The 20,756-nt window shown below is 66.5% G+C and carries 17 protein-coding genes; 7 read left to right on the top strand and 10 right to left on the bottom strand.

Translation table 11 applies throughout. The annotated features are described in order from the left end of the window. Positions 1 to 17 precede the first annotated feature (17 nt). Positions 18 to 2,159 carry a 3-hydroxyacyl-CoA dehydrogenase NAD-binding domain-containing protein gene (locus ACYVD7_RS01060; protein WP_460758228.1) on the top strand — a complete coding sequence of 714 codons (2,142 nt, stop codon included), beginning with the start codon at positions 18 to 20 and terminating at the stop codon, positions 2,157 to 2,159. A 91-nt stretch (positions 2,160 to 2,250) separates the two neighbouring features. Here the strand turns inward: ACYVD7_RS01060 and ACYVD7_RS01055 are convergent, their stop codons facing one another. The 7 genes from ACYVD7_RS01055 to ACYVD7_RS01025 all read right to left on the bottom strand — a co-directional run bounded on the left by ACYVD7_RS01055 (position 2,251) and on the right by ACYVD7_RS01025 (position 10,628). Then, positions 2,251 to 3,135, bottom strand: a complete 885-nt coding sequence (locus ACYVD7_RS01055) for a metal-dependent hydrolase (RefSeq protein ID WP_460758227.1) — start codon at positions 3,133 to 3,135, stop codon at positions 2,251 to 2,253. Between the two features lie 37 nt (positions 3,136 to 3,172). Then, positions 3,173 to 4,093, bottom strand: a complete 921-nt coding sequence (locus tag ACYVD7_RS01050) for a short-chain dehydrogenase/reductase (protein ID WP_460758225.1) — start codon at positions 4,091 to 4,093, stop codon at positions 3,173 to 3,175. Further along, positions 4,090 to 4,899 (bottom strand): FAD-binding oxidoreductase, encoded by an 810-nt coding sequence (locus tag ACYVD7_RS01045; RefSeq protein WP_460758224.1) that lies wholly within the window; start codon positions 4,897 to 4,899, stop codon positions 4,090 to 4,092. Before ACYVD7_RS01045 ends, ACYVD7_RS01050 begins: the two co-directional genes overlap by 4 nt. Continuing rightward, positions 4,896 to 6,413 (bottom strand): flavin-containing monooxygenase, encoded by a 1,518-nt coding sequence (locus tag ACYVD7_RS01040; RefSeq protein ID WP_460758222.1) that lies wholly within the window; start codon positions 6,411 to 6,413, stop codon positions 4,896 to 4,898. Before ACYVD7_RS01040 ends, ACYVD7_RS01045 begins: the two co-directional genes overlap by 4 nt. A gap of 60 nt (positions 6,414 to 6,473) precedes the next feature. Next, positions 6,474 to 7,157: a TetR/AcrR family transcriptional regulator gene (locus ACYVD7_RS01035; RefSeq protein ID WP_460758221.1), complete on the bottom strand. Its 684-nt coding sequence runs from the start codon at positions 7,155 to 7,157 to the stop codon at positions 6,474 to 6,476. A 73-nt stretch (positions 7,158 to 7,230) separates the two neighbouring features. After that, on the bottom strand, positions 7,231 to 9,717 hold the full coding sequence (locus ACYVD7_RS01030; RefSeq protein WP_460758219.1) for a DUF7064 domain-containing protein: 2,487 nt from the start codon (positions 9,715 to 9,717) through the stop codon (positions 7,231 to 7,233). After that, positions 9,714 to 10,628, bottom strand: coding sequence for an alpha/beta fold hydrolase (locus tag ACYVD7_RS01025; protein WP_460758217.1), 915 nt, complete (start codon positions 10,626 to 10,628; stop codon positions 9,714 to 9,716). Before ACYVD7_RS01025 ends, ACYVD7_RS01030 begins: the two co-directional genes overlap by 4 nt. Positions 10,629 to 10,884: 256 nt before the next feature. Here ACYVD7_RS01025 and ACYVD7_RS01020 point away from each other — a divergent pair, with 256 nt between their 5' ends. From ACYVD7_RS01020 to ACYVD7_RS01010, 3 genes are read left to right on the top strand one after another with little or no spacing between them, the layout of a single operon-like run. Continuing rightward, positions 10,885 to 11,247: a hypothetical protein gene (locus ACYVD7_RS01020; RefSeq protein WP_460758216.1), complete on the top strand. Its 363-nt coding sequence runs from the start codon at positions 10,885 to 10,887 to the stop codon at positions 11,245 to 11,247. A 51-nt stretch (positions 11,248 to 11,298) separates the two neighbouring features. Then, a complete protein-coding gene (locus tag ACYVD7_RS01015; RefSeq protein WP_460758214.1) occupies positions 11,299 to 12,750 on the top strand; it encodes an aldehyde dehydrogenase family protein in 1,452 nt (483 codons plus the stop codon). Between the two features lie 17 nt (positions 12,751 to 12,767). Beyond that, positions 12,768 to 13,454, top strand: a complete 687-nt coding sequence (locus ACYVD7_RS01010; protein WP_460758212.1) for a nitroreductase — start codon at positions 12,768 to 12,770, stop codon at positions 13,452 to 13,454. Between the two features lie 174 nt (positions 13,455 to 13,628). Here ACYVD7_RS01010 and ACYVD7_RS01005 read toward each other — a convergent pair whose 3' ends face one another. After that, entirely contained in the window at positions 13,629 to 14,678 is a 1,050-nt protein-coding gene (locus ACYVD7_RS01005; protein ID WP_460758211.1) for a lipocalin-like domain-containing protein, read from the bottom strand. A gap of 298 nt (positions 14,679 to 14,976) precedes the next feature. Between ACYVD7_RS01005 and ACYVD7_RS01000 the strand changes: the two genes are divergently transcribed. Both ACYVD7_RS01000 and ACYVD7_RS00995 read left to right on the top strand, forming a co-directional pair. Next, positions 14,977 to 15,480, top strand: coding sequence for a hypothetical protein (locus tag ACYVD7_RS01000; protein WP_460758209.1), 504 nt, complete (start codon positions 14,977 to 14,979; stop codon positions 15,478 to 15,480). 85 nt (positions 15,481 to 15,565) lie between these two features. Continuing rightward, on the top strand, positions 15,566 to 16,189 hold the full coding sequence (locus ACYVD7_RS00995; protein ID WP_460758207.1) for an HAD hydrolase-like protein: 624 nt from the start codon (positions 15,566 to 15,568) through the stop codon (positions 16,187 to 16,189). Positions 16,190 to 16,281: 92 nt separating this feature from the next. Here ACYVD7_RS00995 and ACYVD7_RS00990 read toward each other — a convergent pair whose 3' ends face one another. Beyond that, complete coding sequence (locus ACYVD7_RS00990; protein ID WP_460758205.1) at positions 16,282 to 18,819, bottom strand: PEP/pyruvate-binding domain-containing protein; 2,538 nt, start codon at positions 18,817 to 18,819, stop codon at positions 16,282 to 16,284. Then, the gene (locus ACYVD7_RS00985) at positions 18,816 to 19,820 is read right to left on the bottom strand and encodes a DUF7065 domain-containing protein (RefSeq protein WP_460758204.1); all 1,005 of its coding nucleotides are present in this window, start codon (positions 19,818 to 19,820) and stop codon (positions 18,816 to 18,818) included. The genes ACYVD7_RS00990 and ACYVD7_RS00985 overlap by 4 nt, the downstream gene beginning before the upstream one ends. Before the next feature lie 132 nt (positions 19,821 to 19,952). Between ACYVD7_RS00985 and ACYVD7_RS00980 the strand changes: the two genes are divergently transcribed. After that, positions 19,953 to 20,702 carry a TetR/AcrR family transcriptional regulator gene (locus ACYVD7_RS00980; protein ID WP_460758201.1) on the top strand — a complete coding sequence of 250 codons (750 nt, stop codon included), beginning with the start codon at positions 19,953 to 19,955 and terminating at the stop codon, positions 20,700 to 20,702. The last annotated feature ends 54 nt before the right edge of the window (positions 20,703 to 20,756 follow it).

The following is a 20,756-nucleotide window of genomic DNA, read 5'->3' as shown; positions in this document are numbered from 1 at the left end:
CGACACAAGGACAACACATGACCACCGACGCAATCCGCTACGAAAAAGATGCCGACGGCATCGTCACCCTGACCATGGACGACCCGGGCCAGTCTGCCAACACCATGAACGGCAATTACCGCGCCGCGATGGGCGCTGTGGTGCAGAAGCTCAAGGCCGAGGGCGACGCGCTGAAGGGCGTGATCCTGACCTCCGCGAAGAAGACCTTCTTCGCCGGCGGTGACCTCAACGAGCTGATCAAGGTCGAGCGCGACACGCTGCCACAGTTTCTGGGCGTGCTGCGCGAGATCAAGCAGCAGCTGCGCGATATCGAGACGCTTGGCAAGCCCGTGGTCGCCTGCATCAACGGTGCCGCGCAGGGCGGCGGCTGGGAAATCGCGCTGGCCTGCCATCATCGCATTGCGGTGGATGACGACAAGATCCAGATCGGCCTTCCGGAAGTGACGCTCGGCCTGTTGCCGGGCGGCGGCGGCGTGGTCCGCACGGTGCGCATGCTCGGCCTGGAAAAGGGTCTGCCGCTGCTGCTCGAAGGTAAGCAGCTGAAGCCGAAGGACGCAGCAGCGCTCGGCCTGCTTGAACTTGCGCCCGATGCGAACGCACTTCTGGAGCAGGCGCGTGCGTACATCCGCGCGAATCCGATCGCCGTGCAGCCCTGGGACACCAAGGAATACAAACTACCGGGCGGCACGCCGTCGACGCCCAAGGTGGCGATGACGCTGCCGATCGCGCCGTCGGTGGTGCGCGCGAAATCGCAGGGCAACCTGCCGGCGCCGGAAGCGATCCTCTGCGCCGCCGTGGAAGGCGCGCAGGTGGATTTCGACACCGCATTGAAGATCGAGGAGCGCTATTTCACCGGGCTGGTGATCGATCCGGTCGCCAAGAACCTGATCAGTACCTTCTGGTTCCAGCTCAACGCGATCAAGGCCGGCAGCTCGCGGCCGAAGGACCCGCCAAGGTCGGCGGTGAAGAAAGTCGGCATTCTCGGTGCAGGCATGATGGGTGCGGGCATCGCCTACGTCAGCGCGGTCGCCGGCATCGACGTGGTGCTCAAGGATGTGTCGAAGGAAGCGGCGGAGAAGGGCAAGGCGTACTCCGCCGGCCTGCTCGACAAGAAGCTCGCGCGCGGGCAGACCACGCAGGAGAAGCGCGACGCGATCCTGGCGCGCATCCTGGCCACCGACAACGACGCCGACTTCGCCGGTTGCGACCTGATCATCGAAGCGGTATTCGAGGACCGCGCGCTGAAGGCGAAGGTGACCAAGGCCGCGCACGATGCGGCGCTGCCGGACGCGGTGATCGCGTCGAACACCTCGACCTTGCCGATCACCGGCCTGGCCGAGGCGATCGAACAGCAGAACCGCTTCATCGGTCTGCATTTCTTCTCGCCGGTCGACAAGATGCAGCTGGTCGAGATCATCTGCGGCAAGAAGACCGACGAAGCCACGCTCGCGCGCGCCTTCGACTACGTGCTGCAGATCCGCAAGATCCCGATCGTGGTGAACGACTTCCGCGCGTTCTACACCTCGCGCGTGTTCGGCACCTTCGTCAACGAAGGCATGGCGATGGTCGGTGAAGGCGTGAACCCGGCGTTGATCGAGAACCTCGCGGTGCAGGCGGGGCAGCCGGTCGGCCCGCTCGCGGTGATCGACGAAGTGTCGATGACCTTGGCGCAGAAGATCCGCAAGCAGACCATCGCCGACCTCATCAAGGAAGGCAAGCCGGTACCGCAGCACCTCGGGCTGGACGTCCAGGACCGCATGGTCGACGAGATCAAGCGTCCGGGGCGCCTCGCGGGTGGCGGCTTCTACGAATACCCGAAGGACGGCAAGAAGTTCCTGTGGCCCGGCCTGAAGGCGGCGTTCGCCAATGGCGGTGATATCCCGAATGCCGACATTCGCGACCGCATGCTGTTCGTGCAGGCGATCGAGACCGTGCGTACGTTGGAGGAAGGCGTGCTGAACTCGGTCGCCGACGGCAATATCGGCGGCATCTTCGGGATCGGCTATCCGGCGTGGACGGGTGGGCCGCTGCAGTTCATCAACTACTACGGGCTGCAGAAGTTCGTCGATCGCGCGCGCTATCTCGCCGAGCGTTACGGTGAGCGCTTCACCCCGCCGGAGCGGCTGCTGCAACAGGCCGCGAGTGGCAAGCCGTTCTGACCGGAACCCTCGATCGCCGGACGGCAAAACGCCCGCATGATGCGGGCGTTTTGTTTGGCGGTGTTGCCTGCTTGCGTGGATGTTGCCTTCGTCAGGCAGCGGCCTTTTCGCGGAACTTCGACTGCGCCAGCATCTCCTCCAGCACCGGCTTCCACTGCGCGATCTGGGCGCTGTTGTCGCGCTGCCACGGGTGGAAGTCGCGGCGGAAGAATTCGAAATACTCCGGCAGCATCTTGCGGAAATAACCCGCTCTCGGACCGAAGCCGAACATCCAATGCAATGCGCCAACCCAGTCGCGCAGATTGAACAGGCTACGGTTGCTGATCATCACGCTGGTGGTGAAGAACAGCGTCGTTGCGATCAGCAGCGCCGTGTTGAACAGGTAGATGGCGATCAGGCGCGGGTAGCTGCCGTCCACGGCCTGGTACACATCGAAGGCGACGGCTTTGTGTTCGGTTTCCTCGATCGAATGCCACAGGAACATCGGCCTGATGGTGTCGGGCAGGCAGTCGAGGATTTCCGGGTTCGACAGGGTCATGTCGCCGAACATCGAAGTGAAGTGTTCGAGACCGGCGGTCGCCGCGATCTGCTGCTTCTTGGACTGGTAGCGCTGCAATTTCTTCATCACCCAATCCACCTGGCGGTCGATGCGCGCGGTCGGTATGCCGTGCTGTTCGAGGAAGTCGTTGAGCGCGGCGTGCTCTTGCGCGTGGTGCGCTTCCTGGCCGATGAAGCCGCCGATGTCCTTCTGCAGGCCCTTGTCCGTCACCTGGTCGCGGAACAGGCGCACCGAATCGATCAGGAAACGTTCGCCGCGCGGGAACTGGCCGGCGAAGGCGGTCCAGAACGCGGTGAGCACGGTGTTGTTGTTGAACCAGTTGTCCGCGCGGATGTCCTGCTTCGCGCCGTAATCGATGCCGAGGCGGCGCGGCGTGATGGAGACGTTGTCGGGGCGGGCAGGGGTGGCATGGCTCATGGCGTTGTTCCTTTGCGGGTGCATGCGGGTCGTGGCGTCATGCCTGCGGCATGGCGGCGGAAGGGGAGGGTCGCGGGGCGACGTTGGCGGCAGTTCCAAGCACATCGTCCTGGTGCGCGTCGCGGCCATCGTTGCTGGCGCGTGCGAGGCGCAGGGCCTCAACCAGGGCAGGGCTGCGCGACACCTTCCGTTCGAGCAGCGGCTGGATCACGCCGCGCAAGGCGATGAAGAGGCCCACCCAGCGCGGCGCCCAGATGCGTGCGGCGCGGCGGCGGATGCCGTCTTCGATCACGTCAATGGCCTGGGCCAGCGGGATCTCCGCGCCGATGAAACGCGGCGAGATCTTTTCCAGTGCGGCCATCGCCGGATGCTGGCGCGAGCCCTGCACCAGGTCGGTGTCGACCGCGCCGAAGTAGGCGCAGCCCGCGCGCGCACCGATCGGGGCGAGTTCGATGCGCAGGCTGTCGGTGAGCGCATCCACCGCGGCTTTCGATGCCGCGTAGGCGCCCATCAGCGGACCGTGGCCGAGCGCGGCGAGCGAGGCGACGTTGAGGATGTAGCCCTTGCGCGCGATCACCTGCGGAAGCGTTGCATGCAGGGTGCGCCACACGCCCATCAGGTTTACCGTGAGGGTGCGCTCGAAGTGGTGCGGCAACGAGTCGGCGATACTGCCGACGTGCAGGATGCCAGCATTGGCGATCACCACGTCGATGCCCCCGAACTTCTCCACTGTGCCGGCGACGGCGCGCTTGAGTGCATCGAGGTCGGTGACGTCGGCTTCGAAGTACGCGGCCCCCCTACCGAGTTCGGTGGCCAGTGCGCTCAGCAGCTCCGGTTCCAGGCCGACCAGCGCGACGTTCGCGCCACCTGCATGCAGGCGCCGCGCCGCCTCCGCGCCGATGCCACGCGCCGCGCCGGTGATGAAGACGGTCTTGCCGCGGATGTCGAAGTCGCTCATGCGGGTTCCATTGATGGGGACGGTGCTGCTTCACCCGCGCGCACAGCTGGCGCGGGTGACTTGAACAGTTCGACCCGCACCTGCGCCGCCTTGATGCCGTGCGCCCGCAGGTGGCCGACGGTGCTGAGGATCAGCGGCTTCGGGCCGCACACGAACCATTCGTCCGCGTCGATCGGCAGCGTGGTCGGGTCGATGCGGCCGCTGTGGAAGCCGGGTGCATCGACGGTTTCGCGCGACAGGTAGTGGACGATCTCCAGCCGCTCGCCAAAACGCCGCGCCAACGCTTCGAGTTCCTCGCGGAACAGGATGCTGCCTGCACTGCGATTGCCGTAATGCAGGCGGAAGCGGCTGTGGGGTTCGGCCGCGAGCGTGGCCGCGATGATCGGCAGGATCGGCGTGATGCCGCTGCCGGCGGCCAGCGCGACATAGCTGCGCGCGTTCGATGGATCGAGCGCTGGCGTGAAGCGGCCGGTGGGTTCGGAGACTTCGACCGTGCTGCCAGGCGCGAAATGCGCCAGCGCGTGGCTCGAGAACGCACCGCCGGCATGGTGCCTGATGGCGATGCGCCAACGCCCCATGCCGGGCTCGTCGCACAGCGAATAGCTGCGATGGAGGAGCGCCCCGTAGCAAGTCGCGCGAACATCGACGTACTGGCCGGCGGTGTAGGCATAGGCCGCCTGCAGGGACGCCGGCACGTCGAACTCCACCAGCACGACCGTGCCGGCACAGAGGTGCTCGACGTGTTTGATCGTGAGCCGATGGAAGCCGGGTGCCGTTGCAGCGGCGCTGGCGAGCTGGGCGTTCATCGCGTCGCCACCTCGTGCTTGTCCTGCACTGCGTAGTTCTCGACGTCGAAGCGTTGCGTGCGTCGCTTGTAGGCGAAGCTCCAGCTCGGCCACAGGCCCGAGTTGCCGCCGATGGCGTTCTGGTAGTAGCTCTTGCAGCCGCCGGTGACCCAGGTGGTCTTGCGGCTGCGCTGCTTCATTTCCTCGTGGAATGCCGACTGCACGCCTCTGCCGGGCTCGACCGCCGCGATGCCGCGAGCGCGCATGGTGCGGACCGCATCGACCACGTAGCGCATCTGGTTTTCCAGCGTGTAGATCGCGGACTGGTTGCCGGCTGCGGAGAACGGACCGAGCAGCATGAACAGGTTCGGATAGCCGCTGAAGGACGTGCCGAGATAGGCATTGGGCTCGTCACCGTACATCTGCGCCACCGTGCGGCCATCGCGGCCGACAATGCGTTCGGCGATCTTGCCCGGCACGTAAAAGCCGGTGCCGAAGATGATTACGTCCGCCGCGTGCTCGACGCCATCGCTGGTGACGATGCCGTGTTCGCGGACTTCGCGGATGCCTTCGGTCACGAGTTCGACATTCGGTTGCTGCAGCGCCGGGTAGAACGCATCGGCGAAGACCGCGCGCTTGCAGCCCAGGGTGAAGTTCGGCGTGAGTTTTGCGCGCAAGGCCGGATCGCGCACCTGGCGGCGCAACTGGTAGCGGCCGAGCGCCTCGAACGGCCACACGAACTTGCGGTTCACGAACAGCGACAGGCCGATGCTCTCGATGCCCCAGTACCAGAAACCGCGCACGAGCTTCTGCGTGAACGGCACATGCTTGAACAGCGCACGCGCGAACGCGGAGCGCGGATGATCCCAGCGCGGCACGATCCAGGTCGGCGTGCGCTGGAGCACGGAGAGCTTGCCGACGCGCGGCTGGATCGCCGGCACCACCTGGATGGCGGTGGCGCCGGTGCCGATGATCGCGACGCGCTTGCCGTCGAGGTCCTGCGCGTGATCCCAGCGCGCGGTGTGGAACGATGCGCCCTTGAAATTTTCCAGCCCCGGCAGCTTCGGGATCTGCGGATCGCTGAAGGGGCCGGTTGCGCTCACCAGGACATCGGCGGTGAAGTCGCCGCGACTGGTCGAGATCGCCCAGCGTTGCTTCGCCTCATCCCACGTCGCCTTTTCCAGCGCGTGGTTGAAGCGGACGAAGCGCTCGATGCCGTACTTCGCGGCGACGCCGCGGATGTAGGCGAGGATTTCCGGCTGCTCGCCGTACTTGCGGCTCCAGTCGGGGTTCTGCGCGAACGAATACGAATACAACGCCGACGGCACGTCGCAGGCGCAGCCCGGGTAGTTGTTGTAGTACCAGGTGCCTCCGACGCTGTCGGCGCGTTCGAGGATGGTGAAGTCCTCGATCCCCGCCTCGCGCAACTTGATTGCCAGGCCCAGGCCACCGAAGCCCGCGCCGATGATCGCGATCGGCAGGTGTGGCACGTCCTGCGTGGCGTTCGAAGCGGCGCTTTCTGTTTCGGTATTCATGGCTGGCGCTTGCAGGTTCACGATGGCGGGTGCTCGTCCGGTCTGGTGCAGTGGTGTGCGTTACAGGCCGCGGCCGGACAACGCGCGGTCGATGGCATCGGTGGTGTAGGGGATTTGCAGGTAGCCCAGCAGTGAGCGCATCAGTTCGCGCAGGAACACGGCGTCGCTCATCTCGTCGCTGCCGGTCTCGAGCTTTCCCGTCACCAGTCGCGCGGAGAGCATCGCCACTGCTTGCCGCAGCGCGAAGTCGATGGCGATGTCCGCGTGTGGGTGCGCGATTTCGCCCGCCTTGCTCTGGAAGTGGCGCTTCAGCGTGGCGATGGTGTGGCGGCGCAACGCGATCATCTGCGCTTCGTAGAACTCGTCGACGAGGGCCTTGGCGTAGCTCGACTGCAGCAGGCGCTGGTTGCCATGCGAGAAATGCATCACGACCGTGGTGATGTCGGCCAGCAGCTCGACCGCGTCCTGCTCGGCGCGCAGCGGCACCATGTCCAGCACCTGCATCGCCATGCCGGTGAAGCTGGCGAAGGCTTCCTTCAACAGGCCGTCCTTGTCGCCGAAGCGGCGATAGATGGTGGCCGGGGCGACGCCCGCGGCGGCGGCGATGTCGCTGACGGTCACCGCGTCGACGCCGCGTTCGCGGAACAGTTCCAGCGCCGCGTCGAGCAGGGCCTGCTCGGTGCGGCGGCTGCGGTCCTGGCGCGGGGTGGGGCGGGCGGGTAGCTGGGCGGTCGATGGGCTCATGGGGCATTCAACATCGGATTCGATAGTATGTAAATAGGTATTCCTATTTACATACTGAGAGCGACGTCCCGATTCAGGCGGGTTCGGCCAGTGGCCTTGGCGGCGGGAACGGGCCCTCGGCCAGCAAGGTGGCCATCGTCGACAGGAAGCCGACGTCGCCTTCGAACAGGATCCGGCGCTGCAGCGTGGCCTTCATCGGGTCGAGCCGGCCGGTGCCGAGCGCGAGCAGATCGGCGCCGCTCAGGGTCAGGGTGACGCGGGGTTCCTGGCCGCCGATGCGGCCGGGCAACTGGCGTTCGACGCGGGGCGGTCGGTCGACCTGCAGCACGAGGTCGTAGGTTTCCACGCGCCCGTTGCTGCCGGCATCGGTGACGTTGTAGCGGACGGTGGCGTTGGTCTCGCCGGCGCGGGCCGGGTCGATCTTGCCCGGCAGCGCATGGAACAACGCGGCCACCACCGGCCCGCCGAGCGGTGATTTCATCAGCGCTTCGTACAGCGCCTGCGGCACGCGTGCGGCCAGCGCCTTGCCCATGCGTTCGAGGCCCGACGTCGTGCGTATCGCCGCGCTGCGCAGCCAGCCGACCTTCGCCGGAGCGCCGACGTTGTGGCCCCATTCCAGCCAGCCCAGTCCGGTGCGGCCGTCGGCGGTGCGCACGCGCGCCATCGCACGCGGGAATTCGCAGACGCGGCCGTCCGGCGCGACCAGCCGGATCGAGCCGTACGCGATCGGCTCCCAATCGACGATGGTGCCGCTGGGCGCGAGCGTCGCCCGGGTGCGGCCGGGCAGGCGCCCGGGCGGGATCGCGTAGGCGGCGTCCATGCCCTTGATCTCGGTGAGGCAGCGCCGGTCCTGTTCGTAACCGACCGCCACCACCGGCAGGCCGGGCACGCGGATCTCGATGCCCTGCAGGCGGGTGCCGTCGTCGAGGTGCGCGGACACCCACGTCCAGTCGATCGCCCACCAGTTGCGGTCGCCCCAGGAGTGGTCGCGCTGGCCGGGACCGTCGAGCGTGAGCACTTCATCGCCGATCTTCAGGGTTCCACGCACGCGGCACGGCAACTCGTAGCGCGAAGTGACCTGGTACATGTACGGCGTGCCTTCGGTTTCCCACACCAGGTCGAGCGCGACGTCGACCGGCGTGCCGCTTTCGCCGCGCAAAGGCGCGGCCGGATCGACGTGGGACTCGCCACGCCCGTGCACGGTGACGCGAAAGCGCTTCAGCGCTTCCTCGATGATGAGCTCGGACACGAAGCGGCCGTTGTCCACGCGCAGGCCGTCTGCCGGCAATGGCGCCTCGTAATCGAGGATCGCCACCGAAGGCCGGCCTTCGCCGACGATGTACGCGGTGAACACCACGCGATTGAGGTTGGGCACGAGGCCGACGCGGACGTAGGCGCCGATCTTTCCGTCCGCGCTGATCGCGTCGAAGTACCAGCTCTCGTTCCAGTGGCGCTCCTCGCCGGGAACGTGGCGGCCTTCGTCATGCGCGGCCACGGTGAGCGCACGGGCGTGCGCCTCATCGAGCAGGGTGAGCGAATCCAGGTCGATCGCCTGCTGGCAGTGCCGCGCCAGCATGGTCATGAACATCTGGTCGCCGCGTTCGGTCTGCGCCACCAGCATCGGTGCAGCCACGGCCATCAGCACGCCGGTGAAGGCCATGAAGCAGTAGCCGCGCCAGCATTGTTCGAAGCCGAAATCGGCAATGCCGGTAACGCCGGAAGCGACGAGTTCGTCGTGGTAGATCCGTACGAGTTCGCGTTCATGGGCGCGACGGTCTTCGGTGCGCAGGTTGCCGCCGATGAAGAACGCGAGGTCGCTGGCGATCGAACCCCACTTCAGCGTCTGCCAGTCGACGATCGACAGCGACCGCGGCGATCCGGCTTCGCCGAACAGGATGTTGTCGAGGCGGTAATCGCCGTGCATGAGGCTGCGCGGTTCGGTCCGGTCCGCGGCCCAGGTGTCGAAGCAGGCGATGTAGCGTTCGACTACTGCGCGATGTTCGGCACTGATGCGATTGCCGAAGCGCGCGAAGTATTCCGGAAGCAGCATCTCCAGCAGCATCCGGTTGGCCGGCAACGGCTTGTCCATCCACGCGGCGATGGCCGCGTCGCCCACCAGGGGCGCCACGATGCGCGCCAGCTCGCGCACGATCCGTTGGGCTTCCTGCAGCGAGCAGCCGGCGATCTGGTCGCCCGTGCGCGCCGGAGACAGGTCTTCCAGCAACAGGGTGAACCAGCCTTCGTTCGCGTCGTACAGTGCGACGTGGCACTGCGCGAGCGTGGCCACCGGCAGGCGTTTGGCGATGCTGTTGTAGAACTGCACCTCGCGCTCGTAGTGACCGGTCATGCGTCCGGTCTGGCGCACCGCGGGATCGGTGTCGGCGAGCTTGAGCATCACGCTGGCCACGTCGCCATCCCAGTCGAGCGAGACGCGATACGTGCCGGCGGACTGACCGGTGCCCACCGGCGCCGCGCTGAAATCGCGAACAGGCTTGCCGAGGGCGCTGCCCAGCCATTCGCGGCTGAGATCGTCGACGGTATGCAGGACGGGCAGGGTCATGGTGCAGGGGTCTCACTGAATTGGTGGAGCCGCGATGAGGCGTGGGACAAGAGCGACGCGGACGAGACGGCGCTGGCGATCAGGTCCGAGATGCACGTGCGTTCCTCCCACGGCGCCATGTGGCCGCAGTGGGGGAGGAGGATGTGTTCCTTGAGGGTCGGTACGTGGCGCGCGATGCGGTGTGCCTGATCCGACGGGCTGGCCCGGTCCTTGCCGCCGGCGACTACCCATGTGGGCACGGTCAAGCGTGGCAATGCATTGAGCAGTTCGAGGCGGGCCAGTGCCCGCGACAGTTCGTTGATTACCGGAGCCGGCGTCGCCGCGAGCATCTGCGTCAGCGCATCCATGTGTTCCTGCGCGGCGCGAGCGCCGAAGACCGCCCGCAACGGAAAGCGCACGCGACTGCCGATGATCCATCGCAGCACCTGCTGCAGCGCCGCTCCCATCCGCAGCTGCGCCGACGCGCTGATCAGCACGGCGGCGCCGACGCGGCGTTCGACCTCCGCCGGATATAGCTTCGCCCACGCCATCACGCCGATGCCGCCCATCGAATGCCCCACGACCACGGCGCGTTCGTTTTCCGGCAGGCAGCCGGCAAGCACGGCCTGCAGGTCGTGGCCGAGCGCCTCCACCGTGTAGTGCGACGGCAAGGGACGGTCGCTTTCCCCGTGGCCGCGCGCGTCATACGCGATGACGCGGTGGGTGTGGCGCAGGTCCCGCACCTGGTAGGCCCACGCGCGCGCCGCGAGGGCAAAGCCGTGTGCAAGCACGACCTTGGGCGCGTGGGCCGGCCCGAAGGCAAGCGTGCGGATGCGCGTGCCATCCTGCGATGTCACCCACGAGGTCGTGGCACCGTCGGGCAGCGTCACCGCCCCGGCGCGGTCTTCCGGCCACGTCGACGCGCTAGCCATGGCGAACGTGCCTTGTCGCGTCATTGGCTTGGAAGGCGCGCGTGGTCATGGAAGCCGAAGGCCGCCCGGATCGTGGAATTGACCCCAGTCTAGGAAGCGCCCGGTTGCCCGACATCGTCGCTTCCGACGATTGGCCGGCCGCGGGCGAGGGCGCACGCTTGCACCACGTGCCACGCGTGGAACGACGCCCGGGAGACGGCCACGGGCACCACGACCGCGACGGTCGTTCCCGCCACCCGCTCAACCAGGAGTTCCCGTGAATTCACCCGTGCTTACGCTGAAAGTCTGGAGTGTTTATGTCGTCGCCACGGGGCTGGGTCTGCTGTTCGTTCCGGGCCTGGTGCTGGCACTGCTTGGACTGCCACCGCCGGGAGACATCTGGGTGCACGTGCTTGGGCTGGTCGCGGTCGTTCTGGGCTTCTATTACTGGGCCGGTGCGGTGACCCTCACCCGCTCGTTCTTCGTCGCCACGGTGTTTGGCCGTTGCCTGTTCTTCGCGGGTTGCGTGGGCCTGGTGCTGCTGGCGGCGGCGCCATGGCAGGTGATCCTCCTCGGTGCGGTGGACCTGGTGGGCGCGGCCTGGACCGGGCTCGCGCTGGGTCGTCAATCGCGCGCCTGATCACCTCCGGATTCGCATCGCCGCCATGCCTGCATGTTGGAACCCAGCGCCATGAATGCACCCGCTATTACCGATCCGGAACTGCTGCGCCTGCATCGCACCTTCGACGCGCAGCAGGTCGCGTTCCGCAAGCATCCGTATCCCCTAGTCGCGGAGCGCAGGGCGCAGCTGACGGCGCTACGCACCCAGTTGTTGCGATACCAGGACGTGCTGGTCGAAGCGTTGGACCAGGATTTCGGCGGCCGTTCCGCGACCGAGAGCAAGATGCTCGACGTCATGTCCAGCGCGCTGGAGATCGACCATGCCATCGGCCACGTGCGCCGCTGGATGCGTCCGCGACGGCGCAGCACCGAGCTGCTGTTCAAGGGCAATCGCCTGCGGCTGACCTACCAGCCCAAGGGCGTGGTCGGCGTGATCGCCACCTGGAATTTCCCCGTGTACGTGTCGATCGGCCCGCTCGCGGCGGCGTTGGCGGCGGGCAACCGCGTGATGATCAAGATGCCGGCGAACATGCCGCGCACCACCGCGACGCTGCGGGCGATGCTGGGGGAAGTGTTCGCTGAGGACCACGTCGCCGTGTTCGGCCAGGAACTGCGCGACCCCAACGAATTCTCGTCGCTGCCGTTCAACCACATCGTGTTCACCGGATCGCCGCAGGTGGGGAAGATCGTGATGGGCCACGCGGCGAAGAACCTCACGCCGGTCACGCTGGAGCTCGGCGGCAAGTCGCCGGCGATCGTGCTGCGCGATTACGACATCGGTGATGCCGCGCGCCGCATCGTCCATGGCAAGGGCGCCAACAGCGGGCAGATCTGCGTCGCACCCGACTATGCGCTGGTGCCGCGTGAGCGCATCGGTGAATTCGTCGAGGCTGCGCGCGGCGCGGTAAACAAGCTCTACGGCGGACGCATTGCCGGCAACGCCGACTGCACCGCCATCGTGAACGACCACCACCACGCACGACTGCAGGGCATGCTCGACGAGGCGCGTGCAAATGGCGCCACCGTCATCGTTTGTGGCGATGCGGGGCAGGGACGGCAGATGCCGGTGCACCTGGTGCTCGATGCGACGCCGGAGATGACGGTGATGCGCGAGGAGATCTTCGGGCCGATCCTGCCGGTGGTCGCCTACGACACCCACGAGGACGCGATCCGCTTCGTGCAGGAACGCCCGCGCCCCTTGGCGATGTACCTCTTCAGCCACGACGTGGCCGAGCGCGGGAATGTCCTGCGCAACACACATTCGGGCGGCGTCACGATCAACGATTGGGGTTGGCACGTCATGAACCACGACGTGCCGTTCGGCGGCAGCGGAAACTCGGGCATGGGTTCGTACCACGGCGAGGAAGGCTTCCGCGAGCTGTCGCAGGCGCGGCCGGTGTTCCAGCGCAGCCGCTGGTTTCCGACCCAACTGTTCCATCCGCCCTATGGCGGATTCGTGCAGCGACTGACGCTGCGCCTGTTCGCCGGCAAGGGCGATCCGTCCGTGCGCAAGCCGTTCTGACTGCGATGGGGGATCGCATGAGCGATGCACCTCTGTCGGTCGGCGCCGCGCTGGAAAAGCGGCGCAGCGTCCGTGCCTTCCTCGATCGCCCCGTCGATGCCGGATTGCTGCGGCGGATCCTCGCGCAGGCCGCGCGGGCGCCGTCGGGTGGCAACCTGCAACCGTGGCGCATCGTGGTGCTGGGCGGCGACGAACTCGCACGACTGAAAGCGGCGATGGCGCAGCGCCTGCAAGTGCAACCCGATCCCGATCCGCCCGACTATCCGGTGTATCCGCCGAACCTGGTCGAGCCGTATCGCACGCATCGTTTCCGCGTCGGCGAGATGCTGTATGAAGCACTCGGCATCCCGCGCGATGATCGCGCCGCGCGGCTTGCGCAGTTCGCGAATAACTACCAGCTGTTCGGTGCGCCGGTCGGCCTGTTCTGCTACGTCGACCGCGCGATGGGCGCGGCGCAATGGGCGGACCTGGGCATGTACCTGCAGAGCGTGATGCTGTTGCTGTGCGAGCACGGCCTGGATTCGTGCCCGCAGGAAGCGTGGTCGAGCTACCACCGCGTGGTGGGCGGGATCGCGATGCCGCCAGCGGAGTGGATGCTGTTCTGCGGCATGGCGATCGGCTACGGCGATCATGCCGCTCCGATCAATGGCTTCCGCGCCGAACGCATGCCGCTGGAGGAGTTCGCGGGTTTCCGCGGCCTGTAAATGACATCAACCGGCGACACCGTCGAATCGGACGGTTGTCGAATCAAGACCGCATCGCGGAGCCGTCCGAATCGAGCTCAGCGCCGTCGGCGCGCTTCCATCCGACGCATCACGATCACCCAAACGAAAAGGCCGGGGATGTGCCCCGGCCTTATGCATCCACTGCAGTGCGCGTTACAGCCAGACCTGCGGCGGCGTCAGCTCGGTGTAGGCCTTGCCGGTGATCGGCGCGCCATTCCACGTGCCGGTCACGTTGCAGGCGCCTTCCCAGTAGGTCGGCAGCGGCGGCAGGTACAGCTCCTGGTCCTTCACGCGTGGGGTGACGGTCAGCTGGCCATTGGGCAAGTTGATTTTCCAGCCGCTGGCGTAGTTGCGCAGCGTGCGCCAGCTGAACCACGAGCCGGTGGCCTGGTTCGAGATGGACGACTCGGGAATTTCGACCGCGGTGCCGTCCGGCTTCACCAGCGTGCCGACCTTCTTCACCACGCCGCCAGTCCAGTCGCGGAGGAAATACAGCATCACCTGGCTGCCATCGTCGAGCTTGATGGCGTACCAGTCCCAGCCCATCGACTGGCCATCGGTGTACTCGAACCACTGGTGGTCGAACCAGGAACTGCCGGTAATCTGGATCGTCTCGCCGTGATCGCGGATCGTGCCGCTGGTGAGCAGGTTGGGCCAGGAGTAGTAGTACGACGAGCCGGCCGGGCCGTAGGGGATGACGCCGTCACCGCCATGCAGGGTGGCCGCGATCGGTGAATCCAGTTTGAGGTCCAGCGAATAGTCGCCATTCGCACTGGTGGCGCGCATGTTGTTGAAGCCGTTCTTGCCATCCATGTGGAAGCCGGCGACATCGATGTCGAAGCCGCCACCGGGCACGATGTTGGAGGTCTGGATGACGACGCGTTGTTCGAACGGGTGGGTACCCCGGGTGATATCGGTGATCGCGAAATGGGCGACGTGGTTCTGCGCGAGCGGGAAGGTCTTGACGACCTGCGGCTTGAAGAAGGTCAGCTCATAACCGTACTCGCGGACACGACCGGTGGAGTCCGTGCCCTTGATCTGGCCGGTGAAGTACCACCATTCCAGGTCGGAATTGTGCGGACCTTCGTCGGCAGGAATGGACAGCGCCGGCGTAACCGCCTGCGCGGATTGCGGCACGACCAGGCCGATCGAGAAAACCAGCGTGGCCATCATGGCCATGATCATCGACTTGCAAGTTCTCATGTGCTCCCTCCTCAAGTGGCCGGGCCGACTGCGATGCTCATGTCCTGCGATCCGGGAGCGTGCGCAATGGGTGGCGAGCGGGTGATCGACCCGCGGCGGACGTCGGTTGCAGTAGCCCGTTCGGGTCAAGCGGCGGCCCAGACGACCCGATGAAGCTGCGGCAGTCTAGGAATGCGCACAGCGCGGAACATCGTCGCTTCCGACGATTTCCGGCCGGCACGAAAGGCCTAGGCTTGGTGCACCGCCGCAAGTGGTTGATGTTGCGATGCGGCATCCATCGACAGCCAGGGACGTGGACATGCGGATGAATCGGGAACTGCAGCGCTTTCTCCTCGTCGGGCAGACCATTGCCCCGTTCGCCATCAATGCACTGGTCAATGGCGCCATCGCCTGGGCGGTGTATCGCGGGCTGGCCGCGCTGCCGTTGTGGGGCGACAGGAGCATCAGTGGCGACACGCTGGTCACCAGCTTCCTGCTGCCGCTCATCATCTGCTTGCTGGTGACGCCGTTGATCCGCGCGCAGGCAACGCAGGGCAAGGCGCCGATGGCCAATGGCGGGCTGCCGGGTTGGCTGCGCATCTTCAGTCACCCGCTGCTGCTGCGCGCGTTGTTGCTGGGCATTGCGGCGACGCTGGTGGTCGGCGGTGCGACAGTCGCACTGCTGGCGGTCTCCGGCATGCAGTCGCTCGCGCTCTCTCCTTTCCTTGCCTTCAAGTCGATCTACGCGGGTGGTCTGGCCGCGATCGTCACGCCGATGGTCGCGTGGTTGGCACTCGCAGACCCGCAGTCCGCGCGCAGGTGAGCCGCGAGAACACGGTTGGCGGTGATCGGGGGAGGGTGCCCCGCATCGCATGCGCCACGCTTGTGTTCATGGGATCGTGTTGGCGATGAAGTATCCGCTGGTCATATTCGACTTCGACGGAACGCTGGCCGATTCCTTCCCGTTATTCCTCCAGGTGCAACAGGAACTGGCGCAGCGTCACGGGTTTGCGCCTGCGGTCGGGGAGCGCGTGGAAGCGTTGCGCATGATGGGCACCCGCGAGCTGGTGCGGGAGCTCGGTGTTTCCGCGCGCAGGCTGCCGATCGTCGCGGCGGACTTCATCCGCACCATGCGCAACGCACCACCCGTGCCGGTGTTCCCCGGCATCGCCGATGCGTTGACGCTCCTGCATGGAAATGGCGTGCGCTTGGCGATACTGACATCCAATTCCGCGGACAACGTGCCCCGCGTGCTTGGCGACGGACTCATGGGCACGATTGAACTGTTGGATGGCGGCGCGCACATCCTGGGAAAGCACCGCCGCATCTCGCGCATGCTTGCGCGTGCGTGCGTTTCCCGTTCGCAGGCCATCTACGTGGGCGACCAGACCGGCGACGGCGAGGCGGCACGTCGCGCCGGGGTAGCGTTCGGCGCGGTGGGGTGGGGCTATGCCCATCCGGATGTCCTGCGCGCGTTGGGACCCGAGGAATTCTTTGCGACAGTGGATGAGCTGGGCCGGATGCTGCGGTGATCGCCCGCTGGTTACGCGCTTTGGCAGGTCTCGGCTGGCGCCGTGCATGAGCAACGGCCCGCGCCTGGCGGACCGTTGCTCGTCACGCCTGATCAGGCAGCCGCGCGGGCCTCTTCGCTTTCCGCGGTAGCGGTCAGTGCAATCGTGCCTGCACTGCCATCGATCTCCACCTGCGTGCCCGTCGGCAGCAGCGTCGTCACGTTCTTGACGCCGGTGACGGTGGGGATGCCGTACTCGCGCGCCAGGATCGCGCCATGGCTGAGGATGCCGCCGGTCTCGGTGATCAGGCCGTGGATCAGCGGGAACACGCTGGTCCAGCCCGGATCGATGTTGCCGGCGACGAGGATGTCGCCGCGCGAAACCTGCGCGAGGTCGGCGAGCGAATGCACGACGCGAGTCCTTCCACTGGCAACACCGCGTGCCGCACCGAGACCGCGCAGATCGCCCCCGTTGGCCACCTGCACCGGGCCGTCGGCGAGCGCGTCCTCATCGATCTCGACGTCGTCGAACAGCCACATCGCGGTGCGGCGGTCGCGGTAGCGCAGCCAGTGCGCACGGCGCGCGTCGATGCGCGCGCGCAGGTCGGCTGGTGGCGTCGCGCCTTCGGTCAGCGGCCAGAACTCCGGGCCATGCAGCAGGAACACGTCCCACGCATCGGCCACGACACCGCCCTCGGCTAGCCTGCGACCGTATTCGAGCATCAGTCGGCGCAGGTGGAAGGCGATGTAGTCGAGGTGGTAGCGCTGGTTCTCGCGGTAGACGGTGTAGTCCTGGGTGAGCTTGATCAGCTTGCGCAGGGCAGCGCGTCGCAGCGGGCCGACGGACTTCAGCGCGGTCGCTTCGGCCTCGAGCCGGCGCGCGGTGGCGCGATGCTCGACTTCCGCCGGGTTCTCGCCTACCTGGGGCGCGCGTACCTGCGCCGCAATCAGCGCGAGGATCGCTTCCGGCGTTTCGCGCCAGCGCGGCTGCGAAATGTCGCGGGTGGCCGCGCGATGGCCATGGGTCGCGATGAACGTGTCGAACGCCGTCCAGAACGGCGCCTGCGGAAGCGCATCGCGCAACGAGATGAAGTCATCGCTGGCACGGAACCGCGCCGCGAGCGACGCGTCCGCACGGGCCAGCACGCCGAGCTGCCAGACCTCGCGATTGATCATTGCGGTGTGCGTTCCCGGCAGTCCGCTGATGATGGCGCCATACAGGGATTCGTCCTTGCACCACTTGCCCAGCAGTTTCGACAGCAGCGAATGCAGGATCGGGTTGTACGTGCCCATGCCCCAGCGGATCACGCGGAAATGCTGCACGCCGAGCCGCTCGATCTCCGCGCACTGGTGCCGCAGCGCGTCCGCCGACAGGGCGGTGTAATCCTGCGCGAGCCACGGCAATACGATCTGCTCGACCTCGGCGCAATGCCGCGCGAGCGCGCCGATGTTCTCGCCGATCTTGCCGCGCCCCTTGTCCTTGGCCGGAGCACCGAGGCCCTTCAGCACCAGTTTCGACTCGAACGGCACCGATGCGAGCTGCCGCTGGAAGTCGCCCGGGAACCAGCGAAGCACCTGCTCGCGCGCCGACGCGGGCACGCCGCGCACCAGTTCACGCAGGTAGTTGCCGGAGATGTAGGAGTAGCCGTTGTGGATGCACGTGCTCTGCATCTTCGCTACGTCGGGGCGACCCTGCATCACGGTCTGCTCGGCAAAGGCGTCGCTGATCCAGTGCAGGCACAGGTCGGTAGGCAGCGGCAGTGAGTACTCGGCGAGGTATTCATCGCCGTAACCGCGGCTCCAGATGTTGCCGGGCTTGTTGCTCGGCAAGCCGGTGATCGGTCGGTCCTGCAGCACGTAGACACGACCGGATTCGATCGCCCATTCGAGGTCGCGGCGCGGACCGATGCGCTTGCCGACTTCGACGGCGATGCCGTGCAAGGAACGCAGGCCGTCATCATCCAGCGAACGCATCGCGCGTCGTTCCGGCTCCACTTCCCGGGTGATGCAGGCGCTATCCCACACCGTTTCGACGGTCTTGTCGCCGATGTGTTCCTCGATCAGCTCGCCGGTGTTGCGCTTGAGCACGATGTGGTCGGGCTGGGTGTGCCCGGACACCACGGCTTCGCCCAGGCCCCATGCTGCATCGATCACGATCTCGCCGGCGAACGGTCGCTGCGGATTCGCGGTCAACATCACGCCCGCCGCCTGCGGTTGCAGCATGCGCTGCAGCACGAGCGCGATGCCGCCTTGTTCGGAGATGCCGGTCTTGTCGCGGTACGCGACGGCGCGCGCATCCTGCAGCGCGTCCCAGCATTGGGTCACGGCGGCCTTGAGCGCGTCGAACGAATCGACACCGAGGATCGTCTGGTACACGCCGGCGAACGAGGCGTCGGCCAGGTCCTCGGCAACGGCCGAGCTGCGCACTGCCCATAGTCCGTTCGGAAATTGCGCTGTGCGGCTCTGCCACCACGCCGACAGTTCGGCGTCGAGCAAGCTCGCGCGTTGCACGGCATCGGTCGATACGGACGCGGGAATCGCCCACGCCTGCGGCACCGGGAGTCCCGCGGCGATCAGGCGCACGAGACCCTGGGCCTTGCCGCCGACCTGTTCGATCGGCGCGTTCGTGCTTGCAGTGAGTTCGATGATCACGAGCGTGCCTTCCGTTTGACGGCGAGCAGACCCGGCAGCTTGCGCAGCAGCTGCCATCGGGATGCGTGCCAGGTGTGTTCGACGATGCCGAGTCCGCTGTATGACTTGCCCGCTACTTGCGCGGTGAAATGGCTGGGCGATTCCTGGATCATCAAGCCCTTGCGGTACAGCGGAAACTGCGTGTGCGGCGTGGCGATGAGTTCGACCTGCAGGCCATCGGCGCAGGTCGCGCGCACCACGGTGCGGCGCGTGACGTGCGAGGCGCCGAACTCGTGCTTGACCTCGAGCGCCTTGATCGCGTGATTGCTGCCGCCATGCCAGACGAATCCACTCGGCGAATGCTTGCCGTCAGTGAGTACCTGGGTGGCGTTGATCGCGAGTTCGGGGCCGAACTGCGCGGAAATCCAGTCCCAGCCTTCGATCCTGGCCCAATCACGCACGCCCCAGGATTTGTCGCGATGGCCGCAGCCATCGATCGTGTACTCCGTACCGTTCGCGCGGATGCGTCCGGTCACGGTGCCGGCCTGCTCGAAATGCGCGGCGGCGACGCTGGTCGGCGCGTAATCGAACGCGGTCTCGCCGTGGAAATCGAACGGCGGGGTGTAGGCCGTCCAGGTCAGGTCGACCGTGGTGTCGTCCTCGGCGCTCGGCGCCAGCATCAGGCGCCACTGCGACAGCGGCTTGATCATCTGGTAGGTGAGGCGCCCGGCCGCGAGATTTTCCGCCGCGGGCGCATCCGAATACTTGATCTCGGTGTTGCCGTAGACCGTTTGCAGCTTGCCGTCGCGCTCGGTCAGCAGCACCGCGTCGGCCAGGCCCTGGTGTGCGCGGAAACCGATCCGTGTCAGGCCTGACGCGGCGGTCTTCGTGTCGTACCAGTTGAAGTAGAAGCTTTCCTGCCAATGCAGGCCTTCGCCTGTCGCGTGGAGTTCTTCATCGACGGCCGATATCGCGGAGTTGGAGGGGGTATCCGACTCGGGGTGTGCGGCGAGGGTGTTCATCCGGATTGCCTTGCTTGGATTTGAAGAAAAGCGCCATGTCGCACCGCAACATGACATTTACATGATGGATGTCCAACATCTAACTATGACCGCATGGGCGTCACGGATGTCAAGTAGGGGCGAACGGGTGCAATGAAGAAGCGCGTCGTCAAACGCAAGACCAACATTGCGTCGCCGGATCGTGGTCCGTCGCGGCGTGCCGCAGGCGCGCCCAAGCCTCGCAAGACCCAGGCTGAGCGCAGCCAGGCGATGCGCCAGCGCCTGATCGACGCCACCCTCGAATGCCTTGCCAAGGAGGGCTACGCGGGGACGACGATCAGCAAGATCGTGTCCCGCGCCAAGGTGTCGCACGGCGCCACGGGCCATCACTTTCCCAGCAAGGCCGACCTGATCCTCGCGGCCGCGGAAGACCTGGCCAATCGCACCTTCCACGCGGTGGGCGGGCTCGCCGGTGTGATGGATGCGGAAGGGGACCTGTTCACGTCGCTGGTGAGAGCGCTGTGGGCGAACTTCCACTCGAAGGCCGAGATGAAGGCGATCCTGGAGATCATGGTGGCGGCGCAGCGCGACAAGGCACTGGCCAAGGCCGTGGGCGATCTCACCGCGCGTACCGAAGAGATCTTCGACCCGGCCATGACCCTGGCCCTGGAACCGGTACCTGGCGGCCAGATGGGCCCGCACATGCTGTTCTTCCTCACCCGCAGCGTGCTGCTCGGGTTGGCGGCGGAGTTCCATTCCGGTACCGACGCGAAGGAAATACGCGACCGGCTGGATGCTTGGGCCCTCTTCATGGGCACGCAGGTGCGTCCGCGTTCCGAGGTCCCACTGGCCGTATCGCGACCGGGGCGGAAGCTGCGCAGATCAGCGGTAGCATCAACGTGATCGCCAACGGACATGCGCGCGGTTCAACCCGATCAACGGGAACACTCGAGTCCG

The organism is Lysobacter fragariae, assembly GCF_054779775.1.
The sequence above is the reverse complement of the archived record's forward strand: the minus strand, read 5'-3'. Positions and strand labels throughout refer to the sequence as shown.

What these genes read in the sequence shown, in the direction of transcription:
- ACYVD7_RS01060 (WP_460758228.1), top strand. Translation starts at nt 18, where the DNA reads ATGACCACCGACGCAATCCGCTACGAAAAAGATGCCGACGGCATCGTC.
- ACYVD7_RS01055 (WP_460758227.1), bottom strand. Translation starts at nt 3,135, where the DNA reads ATGAGCCATGCCACCCCTGCCCGCCCCGACAACGTCTCCATCACGCCG.
- ACYVD7_RS01050 (WP_460758225.1), bottom strand. Translation starts at nt 4,093, where the DNA reads ATGAGCGACTTCGACATCCGCGGCAAGACCGTCTTCATCACCGGCGCG.
- ACYVD7_RS01045 (WP_460758224.1), bottom strand. Translation starts at nt 4,899, where the DNA reads ATGAACGCCCAGCTCGCCAGCGCCGCTGCAACGGCACCCGGCTTCCAT.
- ACYVD7_RS01040 (WP_460758222.1), bottom strand. Translation starts at nt 6,413, where the DNA reads ATGAATACCGAAACAGAAAGCGCCGCTTCGAACGCCACGCAGGACGTG.
- ACYVD7_RS01035 (WP_460758221.1), bottom strand. Translation starts at nt 7,157, where the DNA reads ATGAGCCCATCGACCGCCCAGCTACCCGCCCGCCCCACCCCGCGCCAG.
- ACYVD7_RS01030 (WP_460758219.1), bottom strand. Translation starts at nt 9,717, where the DNA reads ATGACCCTGCCCGTCCTGCATACCGTCGACGATCTCAGCCGCGAATGG.
- ACYVD7_RS01025 (WP_460758217.1), bottom strand. Translation starts at nt 10,628, where the DNA reads ATGGCTAGCGCGTCGACGTGGCCGGAAGACCGCGCCGGGGCGGTGACG.
- ACYVD7_RS01015 (WP_460758214.1), top strand. Translation starts at nt 11,299, where the DNA reads ATGAATGCACCCGCTATTACCGATCCGGAACTGCTGCGCCTGCATCGC.
- ACYVD7_RS01010 (WP_460758212.1), top strand. Translation starts at nt 12,768, where the DNA reads ATGAGCGATGCACCTCTGTCGGTCGGCGCCGCGCTGGAAAAGCGGCGC.
- ACYVD7_RS01005 (WP_460758211.1), bottom strand. Translation starts at nt 14,678, where the DNA reads ATGAGAACTTGCAAGTCGATGATCATGGCCATGATGGCCACGCTGGTT.
- ACYVD7_RS01000 (WP_460758209.1), top strand. Translation starts at nt 14,977, where the DNA reads ATGCGGATGAATCGGGAACTGCAGCGCTTTCTCCTCGTCGGGCAGACC.
- ACYVD7_RS00995 (WP_460758207.1), top strand. Translation starts at nt 15,566, where the DNA reads ATGAAGTATCCGCTGGTCATATTCGACTTCGACGGAACGCTGGCCGAT.
- ACYVD7_RS00985 (WP_460758204.1), bottom strand. Translation starts at nt 19,820, where the DNA reads ATGAACACCCTCGCCGCACACCCCGAGTCGGATACCCCCTCCAACTCC.
- ACYVD7_RS00980 (WP_460758201.1), top strand. Translation starts at nt 19,953, where the DNA reads ATGAAGAAGCGCGTCGTCAAACGCAAGACCAACATTGCGTCGCCGGAT.